Origin of the sequence: Micromonospora sp. NPDC049175 (genome assembly GCF_043197345.1) — a bacterium.
In the GTDB taxonomy this organism is placed as follows: domain Bacteria; phylum Actinomycetota; class Actinomycetes; order Mycobacteriales; family Micromonosporaceae; genus Micromonospora.
In genome coordinates, this window is the sequence record NZ_JBICSY010000003.1 from 358,479 (window position 1) to 376,434 (window position 17,956).

Genomic DNA, 17,956 nt, shown 5'->3' on the forward strand with positions numbered 1-17,956 from the left:
AGTTATAGCCCCGCACCTCGGCGTGTCGCAGCTATAACTCCATGATCAACGGGGTGGGTCAACGGGGGTGGGGGTGGGGTGGGGTGGGGTTAGCAGGGTGGGGGGATTTGTTGTTGGGCTCTTCGGCGGAGTTCTTCGGGGAGTAGCTCGCGGAGTTGCTCCGGCAGGAACGGCAGGTCGAGCAGGGTCATCTTCAGCTGGTTGCGTTCCTGGTAGCGCAGCGGGTCGAAGCGGACCACCAGGCCGGCGTTGCGGCGGTACGTGATGTCCACGGTCCCCTCCGTGGCCGCGTCGCGGAACACCAGCCCGTCCATCTCCACCACGACCGGCGACGAGTCGGGCCGGAGTTCCAACCGGATCTTCTCGTCCGGCGAGAGCACCACCGACCGGGAGATGCCGGCCATCGGCGCCGACGGCGTGATCACCACCGAGTCCGCGGCGGGGGAGATCAGTGGGCCGCCGGCCGCGTAGCTGTACGCCGTCGAGCCGATCGGGGTGCTGACCACCACGGCGTCGCTGCGGTAGTAGCCGTACTGCTGGCCGTCGATGCCGAGGGTGACGCTGACGAAACCGGAGCCGGGCTGGCGGACCAGCGCGATGTCGTTGAACGCCACGACGTCGTCACCGCACACGTCGCACGCGAGGCAGGCGTGCGACTCGACGGTGAAGTCCTTCGACAGCAGCCGACTCAGCGCGTCGGGCAGCTCCGGCGGCTCGATCTCGACGAGGAACCCCAGATGACCCAGGTGTACGCCGAGCACCGGCTTCGGGTCGCGGATGGCGGAGCGCAGCGCGCCCAGCATGGTGCCGTCGCCGCCGATGCTGATCAGCGCGTTGGCGCGGATGGCGACCTCGTCGGCCGGCACCGGTTCGACGCAGGACGGTACGCGGTGCTGGTCCTCCTCGCGCACCATCAGCGTCTTGTGGTGGCGCGTCGCCCACCGTTCGATGATCCCGACCACCTCGGTGACATCCCGGGTGGGGTGCAGCACAAGTCCCAGCCCCGACACCCGTACAGCTCACCACATTCGCGGTGGCCGCACCCCGCGTACCGCGAAGGTGCGCCGGCGGTCGCCCGACCGCCGGCGCACCTCGCCGCCGTCAGGGTCGGGGTCGACCGGTGAGGTGCCTCAGCGAGCGGGCGACCAGGTCGTCGCGGGCCGCCGGAGGCAGACCCTCCAACCCGAAGCCCAGGTAGACCGTGTCGCCGGTGACCACCACCGAGCCCTCCTCGAACGCCCGCTGGCTGCGCGACCAGTCGGTGGCGTTGCCACCGGACCCGGCCGGTGGTCCGGCCACCGTCCAGCCGCCCAGGTCGGCCGACTCGAACGAGGTCTCCGCCACGGTCGCCCCGCCCACGAGCACCCGGGCGTCGTCCACGAAGACGCCGAGACCCTGCGTGGCCCAGTCTGAGGCGTACGTGATCGACACCTCGACCTGCTTACCGGCGTAACCGGACAGGTCCGCCACCCACTCCTTCCAGCCGCCGGAGGCGCCGGACGCCGCGTTCCAGCTGCCGGTGGTCCCGGTGGGCGAGCAGTCCGCACCCTGGTAGTGGGCGAGGAACGGGTGCAGATCGTCCCAGTTGCCGAGGCAACTCTCCCCGGTGGCCGTGCTGGTCTTGCCGTTGGCGTCCGGCAGGGTCGTCCAGTTGTCGGTGCCCACCTCGTGGGCCTCGACGAAGAGGAAGTCCCAGTCCTGCTCGGTGTCGTAGGAGGTGAAGAAGCGCAACTCACCACTGCTCGCCCCGGTCAGGTCAACCGTGCGGGTGAGCCGCTTGTACGACTCGTCGCTCTGCCCGCTGTGCAGGTACCACTCACCGGTACGCGGGTCGAACGGCGCGGCGCCCGGCCGGGTCCAGCCCACCGGCGCGGAGCTGGCGAACTGGGGGAACTCGTCCGGCGGCAGGAAGCCCGACGTGGTCAGGAACGACGCGCCGTGCTCCTGGTTCTGCGCCGACCCGGGCGCGTTGAGCTGCCCGCTGAAGCCGGCGAACGCCCCGTCGGTCCCGGCGACCGGGTACGGTCCCCCCTCCGGGGAGGTGCCACCGTCGCTGACGTAGGTGTACGCGCCCAGCCAGTACTGCTGGAAGTCGTTCAACAACGGCAGACAGGTGTCGGACTCGGCGTCGGTGCACTCGGGCGGCGCGTCCGGGTGATAGACGTACGACCCGTTGGCGCCCTGGGCGTAGAGCGCGTACTGGCCGCTGATCAGGAGCTTGCCGCCCTCGTTGAGGTAGTCCCGGACGGCCAGTTCGGTGTTGAGCGCCGCCTTGGCCGTGGTGCCGGGCACCTGCCCGGGGGCCCGCAGGATGACGTCGTCGCCGGTCTCCCAGACCACGGTCTTGTAGTGCGACAGCACGCCCAGCGGGTGGGGCGCCGTGCGTCCCATCGTGTCGAAGTCGTACACGTCGCTGCTGCGCCCGGCGGCGCGTAGCGATGCCGCGACCTCGTCGGCGTACTTCGCCGTGGTGCCGGTCTGCGTCGGGCTGAGGCCCGTGACGTCCTCCATCGCGAGGACCAGCACGTCGCCGCCGATGTCGCTGTGCACCTGGTAGGTGAAGTGTTGACTGGCGACCACCCCGGCACGCGGTTTGCTCCCGGTGAACCAGACCTCCACCCGGTCACCGGGCTTCGCGCCGGTGACCGTGCCGCGCAGCTCGGCGTAGTAGTCGTCGTGCGTGTCGCCGTACCGCTCGCCGCCGCGCCACTCGCGGACCGCGACCGTCTTCGGTCGCCCGCCGTTGACCGTGTAGTGCATCCGGACGTTCTTCAGCGCCCGACGGGTGATCGAGGCGACCTGCTGGGTGCGCCCGTACGAGGTGTCGAACGCGTCCACCACGAAGTCCGGGGTGCTGCGGCCGACCACCGACACCGGGTCGTCCGGGTCCGCCGCGGATCGGGCCACGGCCAGTGCGAACGGCAGGTTCTTGCGCACCTCACCGGCGATGAGGGCCTCGTCGTCGGGGAAGATGAATTCGCTCGCGCAGTCCTCCGGGCGCCACTCGTCGTCCGGGTCGACAGCCGACGCGGCCTCGCAGGTGGACATCTCCGGCGTGAAGCCCAACGTGCCGTACTTGACGGTGGCGTGGCTGTCGGTGTCACCGTTCGTGGTGTACAGCTCGGCGGAGATGTCCGGGTCGTAGCCGGGCACCGCCGGGTGCGCGTCGTCACCGGCCATCGCCTCGTAGATCACGTCGTCCGGGGTGGGGGTGCTCACCTGCCAGCCGACGCCGTAGAGCAGCAACTGGGCCGCCGAGTGGTAGTTGACGAAGAACTCGAACCCGACCCGCTTGAACAGCCGGTCCAGGGCCGTGGTCTCCGGCTCCGAGTTGGGGCTCGGGCCCCGGTAGGTCTCGCTGTTGGGCTCCGGTGACGAGCCCTCGTTGTCGTACCCCCACTTGTAGCTGAAGTTGCGGTTGAGGTCGACGCCGTCGCCCGCGGTGATCTGCCCGTCGCCGTTGTTGTCCCGCAGGTTCTTGCGCCACAGGCGGTTGCCGGGGGTGAATGTGTGGTCGTAGCCGTCCGGGTTGGCGACCGGCAGGAACCACAACTCGGTGGTGTCCAACAGGCGGGTGATCTCCCGGTCGGTGCCGTAGCTGTCCAGCACGTGGTGCATCAGCCGGCGGGTCATCTCCGGCGTGATCCACTCGCGGGCGTGCTGCGCGCCGGCGTAGAGCACCGCCGGCCGCCGCCCGTCCGGGACGGTCCGCGCGTTCTTGGTGACCTTGAGGGCGAGGATCGGCTGGCCCTGCTGGGTGCGGCCGAGCGTCTCCACCTTCGTCAGTCGGGGGAACCGGGCGGCGGTGGCGTTCAGCTCGTCCCGGAGGCCGCCCGGCTCCCCGTAGGGGCGGAACGCCGTCCAGCCGGCCGCGGCCTGCTCCCGCAGCGCCTGCGAGGCGTCCTTGCCGCGCACCTTCTTGACCGACAGGGGGACGCCCTGGTCGGTGAGTCGCTTGGCCTGCCGACGGCTGAGCACCGTCTCGACGGTGCTCTGTCCGGTGGAGTCGGTCTTCGCGTCGTGGCCGAGGTCGACCCCCGCCGCGCGCAGTGTGTCGCGCTGTTTCGCGTCGACGGTGCCGACGTACACCTCCAGGCCGTCGCGGGTGCCCGGATCGGACGACGGCCGCGCGCTGGCGGGTGGGGCCAGTGCCAGTGCGCCGAGCAGGGTGAGCACGCCGGCGATCGCCAGTCGTCTCGGTCTCATCGCGCCTCCTTGGGTCAAGGACCTGTAGGCGCGAGCCTTCGGTCTGGCCCTATCGATGTCAATAGTTCGATGAGTGCGAGGTGGCTGACCGTGTCGGTGCGGGTGCCGCTAGTGATCGAGTGGGACCGGCTACCGGAGCGTCGACGAGATGACGTCCGCGATGCGCGTACCCGCCGCGCCGTCCCACAGCGGAGGCGTGGGCCAGACGGCGGGTCGCGGCGCGGCCACCGTGCTCGCCACGGTCTCGGCGAGCGTGGATCGGGTGACGAGGCGGTTGGTGCCGTGCGTGATCGTGATCGGGCGTTCGGTGTTGGGTCGCAGTGTCAGGCAGGGCACGCCGAGCATCGTGGTCTCCTCCTGCACCCCGCCGGAGTCGGTGACGACGACCGCCGCGCCGCGGACCAGGCTGACGAACTCGAGGTAACCCAGCGGGGCGACGACCCGCAGCGCGCGGTGCGAGAGCAGGCCCGCGCTTTCCAGGTGCTGCCGGCCGCGCGGGTGCAGCGGCAGGATGACGGGCAGTTGGTCGGCGACCGCGTGCATCGCCTTGACCAGGTCGACGACGTCCGTCGGATCGTCGACATTGCCCGGTCGGTGCAGCGTGGCCACCACGTACCGCTCGGGGAGCGAGAGCGCCGCCCGGATGCCGGCGACGTCGAAGCGGTCGAGATTGGCCAGCAGGGTGTCGATCATCGGGTTGCCGACCAGGTGGACCTTCTCCGCAGCGACGCCCTCGGTCGCGAGGTGCGACACGGCGTCGGGGCTGGTGGCGAACAGCAGGTCGGACACGTGGTCGACGACGACCCGGTTGATCTCCTCGGGCATGGACCGGTCGAAGCTGCGCAGCCCCGCCTCCACGTGCGCGACCGGAATGCCCAGCTTCGACGCGACGAGGGCGGCGGCGAGCGCGGAGTTGACGTCGCCGTAGACGACGGTGAGGGCCGGTCGGTCGGCGATCATCAGCTCTTCCAGGCCGGTCATGACGCTCGCGGTCTGGCGCGCGTGGCTGCCCGAACCGACCCCCAGGTTGAGGTCCGGCTCGGGCAGGCCCAGTTGCCGGAAGAAGACCTCGGACATCCGTTCGTCGTAGTGCTGTCCGGTGTGGACGAGGCGCTGCGCCACGCCGTGCCGCTCCAGCGCACGGATCACCGGTGCTGCCTTGGGGAAGTTGGGACGTGCACCCGCGACGTGCAGAACGGCGTCGGCTGGCATGGATCTCCTCGAAAATTCGGTACGAATCAACGGCGGCGCGCCAATAGTACAAGTTATCCAGTTTAGGGCATCTAATCGTCATAGAATGTCGAATGACGGATGCGTTGCGGTCTGTGTTGCCGAACCGGCGACCCCCGCGAACGATGTTCCTACTTCCCGAAGGCAGGCAGACCCGCGTGAAGCAGATCGTCCAATCGGTGTCCGGCGGAGAACTGCGCGTCGTCGACGTTCCCCAACCGGAGCCCGGCGCCACCGAGGTGCTCGTCGCCACGCGCAGATCCCTGCTCTCCGCGGGAACCGAGCGGGCCGTGCGCGAACTGGCGTCGGCGAGCCTGCTGCGCAAGGCACGAGCCCGCCCGGATCTGGTCCGCCAGGTCGTCAACCGGGCACGCACCGGGGGAGTCCGCTCCACGATCGCCGCGGTGCGCAGCCGGCTCGACGAGGACATGCCGCTCGGCTACAGCGCCGCGGGTGTCGTCGTCACCGCCGGCGCCGCCACGGACGGCATCCGACCCGGGATGCGGGTGGCCACCGCGTCGGTGGGGCACGCCGAGTACCAGGCGGTGCCGGGTCTGCTCGCGGTACCCGTACCGGAGTCGGTGTCCGACCAGGCGGCCGCCTTCGGCGCGGTGGCGGCGATCGCCATGCAGGGCCTGCGGCAGGCCGAGGTGGGCCTCGGCGGTTCGGTCGCGGTCGTCGGTCTCGGCCTGGTCGGGCAACTGACGGTACGACTGGCGCTCGCCTCGGGGCTGCACGTCATCGGCATCGACCTGCGCGACTGGACCGCGCAGTTGGCCGGCGAGTGCGGTGCGGTCGGCCTGGTCGAGGCGGGTGCGGCGACCACCGAGCAGATCATGGAGCTGACCCGTGGCCGAGGCGTCGACGCGGTCCTGATCACGGCGGCGACGACCTCGTCGGAGCCGGTCGCGCGCAGCACCGAGATCGCCCGCGACCGTGCCCGACTGGTCGTGGTCGGCGACGTCGGCCTGGACCTCGACCGTCGACGCTTCTACGAGCGGGAGCTGGATCTCCGGTTCGCGCGCAGCTACGGCCCCGGCCGCCACGATCGGTCCTACGAGGAGTGGGGCATCGACTATCCGATCGGGCACGTGCGCTGGACGGCGCGGCGCAACGTCGAGGCCTACCTCGACCTGGTGGCCAGCGGCCGGGTCGCGGTCGACGACCTGGTGACGCATGTCTACGAGGTGGAGCGCGCGACGGCGGCCTACGAGGTGCTGGCCTCCGACCCGCGCTCGCTCGCGGTGCAGCTCAGCTACTCGGCGCCCGCGCAGCCGTCCCGACAGACGATCACCATGCGGCCGCGCCGCACCTCGACGTCGCCACGGGGTGGCCTGATCGGCGCCGGCACCTACGCCAAGGCGACGTTCCTGCCCGCGCTCAAGGCGGCGGGCTGGGGAGACGACCTCGTCGCCATCACGTCGGCCAAGGGCCTGTCCGCGCGGCACGCGGCCGAGCGCAACGGCATCGCCGTGGTGGCGCCGACAGTCGAGGACCTCCTGGTCCGCGACGACATCGACGTGGTGTTCATCCTCAGCCGCCACGACTCGCACGCCCGCCTGGTGGCGCAGGCGCTCGACGCCGGCAAACACGTCTTCGTGGAGAAGCCGCTCGCGCTGACCCAGGACGAGCTCGACGAGGTTCGGGCCGCCTACGACCGCAACTCCGGTCACCTGTTCGTCGGGTTCAACCGTCGGCACGCGCCCATGGTCGTGCACGCCAAGCAGGCCCTGGCGGCCGGGTCCGGGCCGATAACCGTCGCCTACCGGGTCAACGCCGGGCAACTGCCCGCCGCCCACTGGTACCACGACCGACGCCAGGGTGGCCGGATCCGGGGCGAGGTGTGCCACTTCATGGACCTCGCGTCGTGGCTGGTGGGCGACCAGCCGCGGGTCGTGCACGCGTACGGCAGCGGTCGCGGCGAGCCGGGCCTGGAGGAGGACGTGAGTGTCCTGCTCGGATACCCGGACGGGTCCACGGCGACGATCACCTACTCCACCCGGGGGCACCGGCGTACGCCGAAGGAGCGCCTGGAGGTCCTCGGTCGCGGGCACACCGTGGTGATCGACGACTTCCGACGCCTGGAGATCGACGGCCGGGAGGTGAAGCGCGTACCCGGTGGCAAGGGACACCAGGAGCTGCTCGCCCACACCCGAGCGGTGATCGCCGGCAACGCGCCCGACGACCGGGAGCTGGACGCGTCCTTCGGCACGACGAGGGCCGCCCTGTCCGCGATCGCCGCCCTGGCGGGCATCCAGGAGGATCACCCGTCGCGGCTGCCCGCCCAGGCCGACGTGGAGAGCGTGCGAGCCGGCGCCACCTCGTGACGCGCCGCGCCACCTCGTGACGCGCCGCGTCGGCGTCCGCGCGCCGCGCCCGTCGCCGGCGCTGCCGAGAACCCGGCGCTGCCGAGAACGCCGGGAGCGCCGGGAGCGCCGGTCAGCGGGGTGTGTCGTCGTCGACGAGCGGGGCGAGCAGCCGCCCGAGGGCGTGGGCCATCGCCGTACGTGACTGGTTCGCCCGGATCCAACTCCGGCCGGCCGCGCCCATCTTGGCCAGCTCGTCCGGGCTCGCCTGGGTGATCTGGGCGAGGCCGTGGGCGAGGTGGCCCGGCGGGGTCACGTACCCCGAGTCCGCGCCCAGCACGAGGTCACCGACGGTCCCCGGGCTGTTGGTGACGATCGGCAGCCCGGCGGCCATGTAGTCGAACACCTTGTTGGGGCTGACCCCGGCCCGGAACAGCTCGACGTCGGCGAGCACGTGCACGCCGACGTCCGCGGCGTGCAGGAGATCGGGGATCTCCGACTTCGGCACCGGGTCGAGGAAGCGGACGTTGGGCACGCCGAGGGCCCTGGCCTGCAGGCGTGACTTCTCCACCCCCGCGCCCACCAGCACGACGTCGATCTCGGGTACCGCCTCGGCGGCGGCCAGCAGCAGGTCGAGCCCGTTGGCCGGGCCGTGCGCGCCGGCGTAGACGGCGGTCCGGCGGGTGAACCGGTAACGCCGCCGCAACTCGGCACGGGGCCGGCTGGGTACGAAGTCCTCGGGGTCCGCCGCGTTGGGAATGAAGGCGATCTTCTCGGGCGCCACGCCCTTGCCCTCGATCGCGGCCCGTACGCCGGGCGCCATGATCACCACGCGGTCGGCGCGCTGGTACAGGAATCGTTCGAGGCGCTCCAACGCCCGGTACGCCACCGACGTCTCCGACAGCGTGCCCATCTCGACGAGCACGCGGGGCCACAGGTCCCGGACCTCCAGGACGAACGGCGTGCGCCGCAGTGTGGCCACGACACAGCCGGAGAGGCCGGCCAGGAGGTGTGGCGACGAGGCGTAGACCACGTCCGGTCGGGGCTGCCGCAGGCTGGCCACCGTGGCCGTCACCGCGTAGCTGGCCCAGTTGACCACCCGGCCCAGGCCGTTGCCCCGGTACGGCGTGACGGCGACCAGGTGGAAGCCCGGCTCCGCGCGTTGCCGTCGACCGGTGATCATGTTGCGGCGGCCCGCGATGATCACGTGCGTCCAGCCGGGCAGCCGGCTGAACAACTCGACGTGCCGGGTGCCGCCCGGATGGCCCGGCGGTACGGCGAAGTGGTTGAGGACGAGGACTCTGCGTGGGGTCATCGTGGTGCTCGCACGTGGTGGACGTCCCCTGATCCGAGGTGGGTGACGGTGAGGGAGGCGCCCGCGTCGCTCCAGGTCACCTGATAGCTGAAGCCGTCGAACGCGTCCGGCTCGGGTGGCGGCCCGGGGATCGCGCCGAGCCCCCACACCGTGGTGTCGGCCCGGCTCTCGGCCGTCAGCCACGTCGCCGGCTCCCAGCGCCCGTACGTCCGGCTGTGCCAGCCCGCGAAGGGCGCCGACCGTCCGCGGACCGCCTGGTGTCCGTCCAGCCCGACGAGGCCGAGCTTGGTCCCGCCGACGACGAGCGTGTCGGCGTCCACGACGACGTCGGGGTGCAGCGGCACGGTCAGCGACCAGGACCGGGCGGTCGCCGGCGGGTCGGCGAACTCGACGATCGCCACGTACTGCTCCGCCACCACGACCGCGCGGCCGACGCGCACCGGGTGGTCGCCGCGCGCGTACGCGTCGTGCCACCCGAAGACGATCGTGCGATCCGGCAGGACGAGCGGTGCGCCCAGGTGGCCACGGCCGGTGTTGAGCCAGCGGAACGCCCGGTGCGGGAGGAGCTGGTCCTGCCCATTCGGACGGCGTACCGGGTGGGCGGCGGAGGTGCGCAACCCGTTGCGGACCTCCAGCGGGCCGTTGTAGGTGCCCGTGCCGGGGTCGGCGATCAGCCACCTGTCGTCGTGCGTGATCCAGACCGAGGTCAGGTCCGCGTGGCCGTGCGAGGGGCCGCCGTCCACCTTGAACCACACGCGCCACGGCCCCCGGTCGACACGCGCGATGCCCCCGGAGGTCGTCGCCGCCGACCGGGGACGCGTCGTCGCGGCGAACGTCTCCGAGGTGGCCGCCGGGTCGGGCGGGGGCGCGTACCACGCCAACTCGTCGAAGTCGGCGTACCACCGCGCGGGCAGCCGTTCGCCGCACAACGCGAGCCCGAGCGCGGCGGAGCCGGCCACGTCGAGCGGGTCACCGGAGGACGCGAGCACCCGTCCCTCGTCCCAGTCGCCGTACTGCGGGACGTCCCCGTCGAACACCCCGAGCCGGGCCAGGTGCAGGCTCGCGGCGTGCAGGTCACGGCGGACGCGCGGCGGCGCGCCGCCGAGCAGCACCCGCACGATGAGCATTTCGAGGACGAACCTGTGGTACGACACCGAATCCTCGATCATCCGGCCGTCGGCGCCGAAGTGTCGGCGGTGCTGAGCCGCGAACATCCTCTCGCCGGTACGCGCCCACCAGCGGGCCCGCCGGGCCGTGGGGAACATCCGGGCGAGCAGCAGCAGCCCGAGCGCGTCGCCGAGCAGGTGGTTGTTGCGCATGCTGCTCAACGTGTAGGGCAGCTCGACCATCAGGTGCCGGGCGCTGGCCAGCAGCAGCCGCTCCATGGCGGTCGCTACGTCGCCGGGTAGTCGGTCGCCGACGAGCGCGAGGATCTGGTTCCAGGCGATGGCGCGCAGGGCGAGTTCGAGGCTGGAGTACCAGTTGACGCCCCGTTCCGGCGGGGACTGCGTACACCAGGCCCGCAGCAGCTCGTCGAGGCCGCCCTGCCACGGGCCGGTCGGGTCGAGGCGGGCCGCGCGGGCCAGGACGACCAGGTCGCGGTGGCGTGCCGCCTCCCAGGTGTGCTTCACGTCCGACAGCCGAGCCTCGGAGCGGATGTCGATGCGCCACCACGGGTCGTCGGCCGGCCACTGCCGCCCGGTCAGCGGGTCGGTGCCCCACGGTGCCGACACGCCCGTCGCGACCCGGGCGCCGAAGACCCGGAGCCCGTCGTTCAGCACGCGGCCGGCGTCGTCCAGGCACCGCTGCCGCGCTCCGTCGCCGATCGGCAGCACGCGTGTCAGCGGCACCGGCGCGGACGCGTGGTGCCGGTGCGCCTGCCCGCGGAACAGGACGGCGTGGAATCCGCTGCGCTTGGACGCCTCGTACGCCGCGCGCAGCGGCGCCGACAGGCCCAGCGCGCGCATGTCCACGGCGATCGCGCGGAGATCGGGTTTCACCTTCGACTTCCCCCTGGGCAATGGCGATTCCGTCGTTTCGTCCCGACCAGGACCGTGGGTGTAGGAAGCTGCAAGCGCATCAAATCGGGCATTTAGGACGCGTTCGGTGGTGCGCGAGCCGCGTGGGCGCGCGCCGGTCGGGGCGGGTCGTCGGTCTGACGTCTGTCCAACGCCGCCGGTGCCGCTTCAGTGACGACACGGCCGGTGGCGACATCACCGGTGACGACATGGCCGGTGGCGACATCACCGGTGACGACATGGCCACTCGCGACACGGCGGGTGCCACCGCGGGGACGAGGAGGAGTGGTCGTGACAGCGCAAACCCGGGTGCCGCTCGGATTCCGCTCGCCGATGCCGCCCCCGGCCGGTGTCGGTGCCGGATCCGGCTTCCGAGGCGCGGCCGGTACCGGGGGTGGTGCCGTGGCCGGCGCCGGACCGGGCGGCTGGCGGACGATGATGACGACTCTCGCCGTCGCGCTGCTGTGTGTCGCGGCTTTCCAGGCGTCCACGGCGAACGCCTGGCTGACGGTCCTGCAGGCCTCCGCCGGGGCGATCCTGCTCCGTTGCCGCCTTCCGCGCCCTCGACTGCCCGATGTGCTGGCGGTCGCGGTCGCGGCGTGGGCGCAGCTCACCGTCCTCTGGTCCAGCGACGTCGCGCAGACGCGGAGCGTGGCCTTCGCGTACACCTCGGCCGCTCTTCTGTTCGTCGCGGTCCGCCACGTCGCCACCACGCCGTGGCACCTGCTCGCGGTCGGGGGTTCGTACATCGTGGGGTGTGCCATCGCCGCGTGGCGCCTGATCATCGAGGCGCGCGGGGTCGGCGGATCGACCGGCGCGATGGACATGGCGGTGCGCTTCGGCATCGAGGGCACCAACATCAACTTCACGGCCTACTCCAGCGTCACCGCGTTCGTCCTGGCGTTGGGCCTGTTGAAGATCCGCGGTCAACGGCGGCTCGTCACCATCGCGCTGACCACCGCGTTGCCGGTGCTGGCGTCCGGGATCTTCCTGAACCGGACCAAGGGCGCCCTGGTCGCCCTGCTGCTCGTGGTGGCGTACGCGCTGCTCAGCGAACTCAACCCCCGGGTGACCTGGGTGGCCGCGGTCGCCGTGGTGCCGACGCTGCTGGTGACGGTGCCGCTCGGTCTGGGGCAGAGCGTGTTGGTGTGGGCCGACGACGTCATCGGCTCGGCGGCGACCGGCGACGTGCTGAGCCGTATCGAGCTGTGGCGGTACGCGTCCTCGTACTGGTGGGACTCCCTCTGGGTGGGCGGCGGCGCGGGAACCTTCGAGCTGTGGAACCCGTTGGGCATCCGAGCGCACAACGCCGTGCTCGCCGTCGCCGTGGACCTGGGGCTGGTGGGCTTGGTGGGCGTGGCCGTCCTGTTCGGGGCGGTGCTCGCCCGGCGGGCGGCGCGGTGCCCGGTCGGGCTCCGGGTCGCCGGGCTCTTCCTGGTGGGCGGCTTTCCGCTCTGGCTGACCGGGGTGTGGGAGTTCGAGCGGGGGTCGTGGCTGGCCCTCGCCCTGCTGTCGATGCTGCCGGTCCACGCCTCCGGCCGGCAGAAGGCGGACGACCCGGGACGACGCGCGACCGGCCCGCCCGGTCCGGTCCGGGCTCGCGCCACCGCACCCCCGGCCCGGCCGACAGCCCTGGACTGGGGCGCGCCCATCACCCGGTGACTACCCGGTCGTTGGCTCGTTCAGTGACTACTGACAGCCAACCGATTGGCCCGCAGCGTGGCGGAGCGCCGTCCGCGCCGACGGAGCGTGCCGTGCCGCGCCCTTCGTACCGCGGGTCGGCGGGTGCTCAACAGTGTGGAGGGCCGGCGAGTGCCATCTCGGAATCCCGTCCGGGTCGACTCGCGGCCACCCAGGGTCGGCCGTTGCGCCGGGAGTGGTCCTCGGTGACCGCCGTCGACAGAGTCAGTGACGGCCGACACCGCTCGCCGGTCGGCGGCTGGCAGCTCCCGGCCGCCGCACCGCGACCCGAGCAGCGCGTACGCCCGCCGGTGGCCCGCCCGGCACCTGCCGGGCACACGGTCACCTGGCTGCCGTTGGCGCTGGCGCTGGCGTGGATGCTCGGCACGTTCGGCGTGTTCTGGACGACGAGACTTGCCCACGACGTCAGGAACCCCTACCAGCTCTCCGCCTTCGTGCTCGTGGCGACGGCGCTGTTCGCCGGCGGATACGTGGCGCAGATGGCCCGTCGTCCGCCCACGATATCCGCCGCGACACACTCCGTCGCCCGCGTCCGGCTGGTGCGTCAACTGGTCCTGGCCAGCGCGGTCTACTACGTCGTCGTGAGCCTGACGCGGCTGAGCCAGTTCGGTGCCACCGGCCCCAGCAGCGTGTGGGCGAACATCCAGGCCCCCGCCACCGGCTACGTGAACAAGTTCGACGTCTATCAGCAGGGGGTCGGCAGCACGAGCCCGTGGATGACCGCCCTGTTTCCCCTCGGCGTCCTCAGCGTGGCCCTCGTACCGTTGCTCGTGGTGCACTGGCGCGCTCTGCCCGGCTGGCTGCGCCTCGCCGGCGTGGCCGCGACGTCGACGCACATCGCGTTCTACCTGTTCATCGGCACGATGAAGGGGCTCGGCGACGTCGTCATCATGCTCGCGGCCGGGATGTTGATCGCGTGGGCGTCGGTCCGGCACCGGCCGCGGACCTACTCGCGCCGGCGTCGGGCGCTCCTGCTCGTCGTCGGGGCGTTCGTGCTCCTGGCCACCTACATGATCCACAATCACGCGACGCGGGCGGCCGAGTTCGGCACCACGGGTGACGTGGTCCACGTGAACCCCTCGGTGGAACGTGTCCTGGGTAAAACGATGGCCGAGGGCATCGCCGCGATGATCGGCTATCCGACGCACGGCTACCTCGGGTTGTCCTACAACCTCCAGGTGCCCTTCGAGTGGTCCCGTGGTCTCGGCAGCGCGCCGTCCGCGGCGATCTTCGCCGAGCAGACCCTCGACGTGGACCTCAGCGAACATCCCAGCTTCCCCGACCGGACGGAGAACGAGACGGGATGGCCGGCGCGGATGTACTGGGCCACCATCTATCCCTGGCTCGCCTCGGACCTCACCTTCCCCGGTGCGGCGCTGTTCATGGGGTTGGTCGGGTGGCTCTTCGCCGGCTCGTGGCGCGCGGCGGCGTCGTCCCGCCGGGTGGTCCCGTCGTTGATCTTCGCGCAGCTGTGCATTCTCGTCATCTACGTGCCGGCGAACAACCAGCTCGGGATGGCGCCGGAATCCATCGTGGGGATGGCCACGCTCCTGGCCCTGCACGTCATGCAGTCGCTCTTCGGTGAACGCCGGCCGACCGTTGCGGGACCGCGCTTCGCCGCGCGGCCGGCCGGCAGCCAACGCGCTGACTGACCATGGTCGGAAAGGGGACTGTTTCGGTCCCGCACGGTAGTCGAGGTTGTCGCGGCAATACCCCATGATTACTCTGTGCGATCGGTGCGTAACAAGAAGAGGGTTGGGTGGTGGCTCGCTGCGGCGGCGGCGGCGATGGCAGCCCTGGCCGGGCTCTGGGCTCTCGTGGCCTTCCTGGGCGACCAGGAGCCAGGGCAGGCCAGCGATTCGGCCGAGGTTCTCTCGTTCTTGCTGGCGTGTGCGGCAATGGCGGTCCCGCTGATCGGCTGGCTGGTCCGCCGAGGGTTTTCCATGCCGTCGCAGCCATCGGAGCCGATTCTGCGGCGGCTGCGGCGGGCCGTATCCGTGCAGTGGTCAGCGGAGGTCGCGGCCCGGCAGTTGCATCAGCCCCGTCCGTTGCGGCTGCGTTGGCGCCCGACCGGCCGTGCGGTTCAGGTGGCGACAGCTACCAGCGCCGGTAGCGCCACCGAAATCGAGGGTCAGCTCCTGCAGGACCCTTGCGACACCCGACCGCCGGCCACGGCGTTGGCGGCGGCCTTTCACGACCACCCGCAGCGGCAGCTGGTGATTCTGGGTGAGCCAGGCGCCGGAAAGACCACACTGGCGATCCTCTACACGTTGGCCGCGATCGACGACAGTGGGCCGGACGGCCCGGTGCCGGTCCTGCTGTCGGTAGCCGGATGGGACCCGGTTGAGCCGCTGCAATCGTGGCTCACCAACCGGATCATGCTCGACTACCCGCAACTGGCGGGGCGGTCCGACGAGTTGGCAACACTCCTGGCCGACCGGCTCGTAGTACCGGTGCTGGACGGCTTGGACGAGATGCCCGGCCCGCGCCGTCCACAAGCGCTGCGGGAACTGGAGCGCGCTGCCGCTACCGGTCTGCGCATGGTGCTCACCTGCCGCAGCGATGAATTCGAACACACGGTTGACGAGGCGGGTGCCCTCTCCTTGGCAGCGGTGATCGACGTCGAGCCGGTACGGATCGTCGATGCCGAGGTGTACCTGACCCAGCGCGAGTTGAGCGGCAGTCAGCGATGGCAACCCGTACTGGAGGCAATGCGGCGGGACCCGGACGGCCCACTGGCCACGGCGCTCTCCACGCCGCTGATGATCGGCCTCGCTCGCCGCGTCTACCAGGCCCCACAATCCCAACCACAAGAACTGGTCACGCTACCGACAGCGAAGGCTGTCGAGCGGCACCTCCTCGAAGGTTTCCTACCCTCGGTCTATCCCGACCCGCCAGCGGCCGAGCGGGCCAGCCGCTGGCTCGCGTTCCTCGCACATCACTCCCGGGACCGGATGCGGGACCCGAACCTGGAGTGGTGGCGGTTGGCCCGAGCGGTACCCCGCGCCGCGCTGGTCACGCTGACCGTGGCCCTCTTCGGGGTGCTTGTGGGGTTCCCCATGGCGATAGCGCTGGTGATGGCCGGCGAGACTGTCGCGGAAGGAGTGTTCGTCGCGACCGCCGTCGGCCTCGTGCTGGGCGTTCATGGTGCCCGAATCGCGCATGTGCCCCCGCCTACGTCGAAGCGGAACACGGGCGCGACGGTGGTGGCCGGCGTGTTGCTGGACCTGAGGGCAATCGCCGTCCCCGTGCTGACTGTCGTTGTCCCACCGCTAGCCCTCGTCGGCCTGATCTTGATGTGCGCCGAGATGACCTACCGACCGGCCGCGATCGAACTGAACAACCTCCTGCTGGACCTGGTCACCCAATTCCGGGATGACAGTGGCACGCTGCTGTCAGAAGCTGATCGCAAGACGGTGCCGTCGGTTGCGGCGGGTGTCGCGCTGCTGGCAATCGCCAACGCGCAGGCGGCCGGGCGGGCGAGCGCACCCCGGCTCAGCGCACCCCGGCTGCGGGATCTTCCATCGAACCTCGCTGTCGGTTTCGGCATCGCGCTGATACTCGGCATTGGCACCGCCGTACTGACCAGGCTCGGCGGTGACGATGTGCCGTATGTGGTCTTCGTTGGCCTACTGGTTACCGTGCTCGCGGGCATTCCCATCGCGCTTGGGCGATGGCTGGGCACCCCGGCACAGCATGACGCGGCGGCCTCACCCGAGGCGCTGCTGCGAGGTGACCGTACGACTCTCCTCGTTGCGGTGGGCGGTGCCGGTGCGACCATGGCCGGCCTCGGTGCTGCCCTCACCCTCATCGAGAGCACCTCCGTCATCGCCACGATTAGCGTCGCGGTGGTGTTCATGGCACTCTCCGCAGTCCTGGTCCTGTTCGGATCCGGCGCACCCTGGCTGCCCTACACCCTCGCTCGACTGTGGCTCACGCTCCGGTGCCGGTTGCCCTGGCGACTGACCGGCTTCCTCAAGCAGGCACACGCGGCCGGTGTGCTGCGACAGGCAGGGCCTGCCTATCAGTTCCGCCACGACCTGCTACGGGGTTACCTTGCCGACACCTGGCGACTGTCGGCCGACGTGCCGAGGCAGACGCGCGGACTGCGCAGAGCACCGGCTGGGCCACTACCGGCGCGCCTCACCAGCCGCCGCAGGCAACTGCGCCTCGTTGGTGTGGTACTTGCCATCGCCCTCGCACTGACTGTGGTCAGCCGCATCGAGTTGTCCATCGGGCCAGTGCGGACAGCCTATCTAGCCTATGAGGTTGCGGCAGTGGCGATCAGTTCAGGCGGCACTGTCATCACGACGGCGAATGTCGACGACCTGGGGCGTCTTGCCGTGGACCGCTACCGCCTCGGGACTCGCGGAACCTATCTATCGCCCAACCGTCCGCGCCGGGTTTGGTCCATGCCCGAGTCCGACGGGTTCTGCCTGACCCTGAGCCGGGACGGCTCGAGGGTCGCGACATGTCGGCCTCTTTCCAACGGCCCTCGCCACGGCAGCCTGCTGGATGTGGCAAGCGGCACCGTCAGCCCACTGCCCGGCGCCCCGGTGCGGGCCTTGGCATTCGACCCGGACGGTCGAGCCCTGGCCACCGTTGGCTTCGACGACACCCTACGGCTGTGGCCACTGCACCCGGATGCCCCGCCGGTCATCGTCGCCGACGAGGTCGCTGACGTCTCGACTGTGGCGGTGAGCGCCAACACCCAGACCATCGTCGTCACCGGCGACAGGTCCGGCCAGCTCATGGTGCGAAACATGGGCACCGGCGCGGTCAGCGCGCTCGCCGGCCACGAAGGTCCGGTCGACGCTCTGGAGATCAGCCTGGACGGCCGGACCGTTCTCAGCGCCGGCCGCCACGACCGCAGCTACCGGGTGTGGGATCTCGCCGGGGGCGCAAGCCACACCATCCCAGCCGCGCCTGGGGACGGGGGGACCGCGCGGCTGAGCCCGGACGGTCGAACAGTTGTCACCCAGAACCGGTACGACGACCGTCCCGACCTGGTGCGGCTGTGGTCGACGGCCACGGGACGCCGCCTCGCCGTCCTGCCGCGGGAGATGCACCCCATCGGCGATCTTGCGTTCAGCGCCGACAGCCGCCTACTCGTCACCGCTGGCCGCTCCAGCGTAGCGGTGTGGGACCTGAAGAAGACGATCTCCGGCCGGCGCTGAGTC

9 protein-coding genes are annotated in these 17,956 nt (G+C 71.1%); 4 read left to right on the forward strand and 5 right to left on the reverse strand.

What is annotated here, in order from left to right:
* Positions 1–89 precede the first annotated feature (89 nt).
* The 3 genes from ACGFH8_RS15530 to wecB all read right to left on the reverse strand — a co-directional run bounded on the left by ACGFH8_RS15530 (position 90) and on the right by wecB (position 5,418).
* The gene (locus ACGFH8_RS15530) at positions 90–1,001 is read right to left on the reverse strand and encodes an NAD(+)/NADH kinase (RefSeq protein WP_393367959.1); all 912 of its coding nucleotides are present in this window, start codon (positions 999–1,001) and stop codon (positions 90–92) included.
* 100 nt (positions 1,002–1,101) lie between these two features.
* Positions 1,102–4,206, reverse strand: coding sequence for a M14 family zinc carboxypeptidase (locus tag ACGFH8_RS15535; protein WP_393367449.1), 3,105 nt, complete (start codon positions 4,204–4,206; stop codon positions 1,102–1,104).
* 129 nt (positions 4,207–4,335) lie between these two features.
* Positions 4,336–5,418 (reverse strand): non-hydrolyzing UDP-N-acetylglucosamine 2-epimerase, encoded by a 1,083-nt coding sequence (gene wecB, locus ACGFH8_RS15540; protein WP_393367451.1) that lies wholly within the window; start codon positions 5,416–5,418, stop codon positions 4,336–4,338.
* A 176-nt stretch (positions 5,419–5,594) separates the two neighbouring features.
* Here wecB and ACGFH8_RS15545 point away from each other — a divergent pair, with 176 nt between their 5' ends.
* On the forward strand, positions 5,595–7,763 hold the full coding sequence (locus ACGFH8_RS15545; RefSeq protein WP_393367452.1) for a bi-domain-containing oxidoreductase: 2,169 nt from the start codon (positions 5,595–5,597) through the stop codon (positions 7,761–7,763).
* A gap of 112 nt (positions 7,764–7,875) precedes the next feature.
* On the opposite strand, the gene ACGFH8_RS15550 is transcribed toward ACGFH8_RS15545, so the two are convergent.
* Together ACGFH8_RS15550 and ACGFH8_RS15555 are read right to left on the reverse strand one after the other, a co-directional pair.
* The gene (locus tag ACGFH8_RS15550; RefSeq protein ID WP_393367454.1) at positions 7,876–9,057 is read right to left on the reverse strand and encodes a glycosyltransferase family 4 protein; all 1,182 of its coding nucleotides are present in this window, start codon (positions 9,055–9,057) and stop codon (positions 7,876–7,878) included.
* Positions 9,054–11,057: a heparinase II/III family protein gene (locus ACGFH8_RS15555; protein WP_393367456.1), complete on the reverse strand. Its 2,004-nt coding sequence runs from the start codon at positions 11,055–11,057 to the stop codon at positions 9,054–9,056. Before ACGFH8_RS15555 ends, ACGFH8_RS15550 begins: the two co-directional genes overlap by 4 nt.
* Before the next feature lie 309 nt (positions 11,058–11,366).
* Here ACGFH8_RS15555 and ACGFH8_RS15560 point away from each other — a divergent pair, with 309 nt between their 5' ends.
* The 3 genes from ACGFH8_RS15560 (at position 11,367) to ACGFH8_RS15570 (ending at position 17,953) form a co-directional block, all read left to right on the forward strand.
* On the forward strand, positions 11,367–12,737 hold the full coding sequence (locus tag ACGFH8_RS15560) for an O-antigen ligase family protein (protein ID WP_393367458.1): 1,371 nt from the start codon (positions 11,367–11,369) through the stop codon (positions 12,735–12,737).
* Between the two features lie 224 nt (positions 12,738–12,961).
* Complete coding sequence (locus ACGFH8_RS15565) at positions 12,962–14,428, forward strand: hypothetical protein (protein ID WP_393367460.1); 1,467 nt, start codon at positions 12,962–12,964, stop codon at positions 14,426–14,428.
* Positions 14,429–14,563: 135 nt separating this feature from the next.
* Positions 14,564–17,953, forward strand: a complete 3,390-nt coding sequence (locus tag ACGFH8_RS15570) for an NACHT domain-containing protein (RefSeq protein WP_393367461.1) — start codon at positions 14,564–14,566, stop codon at positions 17,951–17,953.
* The last annotated feature ends 3 nt before the right edge of the window (positions 17,954–17,956 follow it).

What these genes read in the sequence shown, in the direction of transcription:
- ACGFH8_RS15535 (WP_393367449.1), bottom strand. Translation starts at nt 4,206, where the DNA reads ATGAGACCGAGACGACTGGCGATCGCCGGCGTGCTCACCCTGCTCGGC.
- wecB (WP_393367451.1), bottom strand. Translation starts at nt 5,418, where the DNA reads ATGCCAGCCGACGCCGTTCTGCACGTCGCGGGTGCACGTCCCAACTTC.
- ACGFH8_RS15550 (WP_393367454.1), bottom strand. Translation starts at nt 9,057, where the DNA reads ATGACCCCACGCAGAGTCCTCGTCCTCAACCACTTCGCCGTACCGCCG.
- ACGFH8_RS15570 (WP_393367461.1), top strand. Translation starts at nt 14,564, where the DNA reads ATGGCAGCCCTGGCCGGGCTCTGGGCTCTCGTGGCCTTCCTGGGCGAC.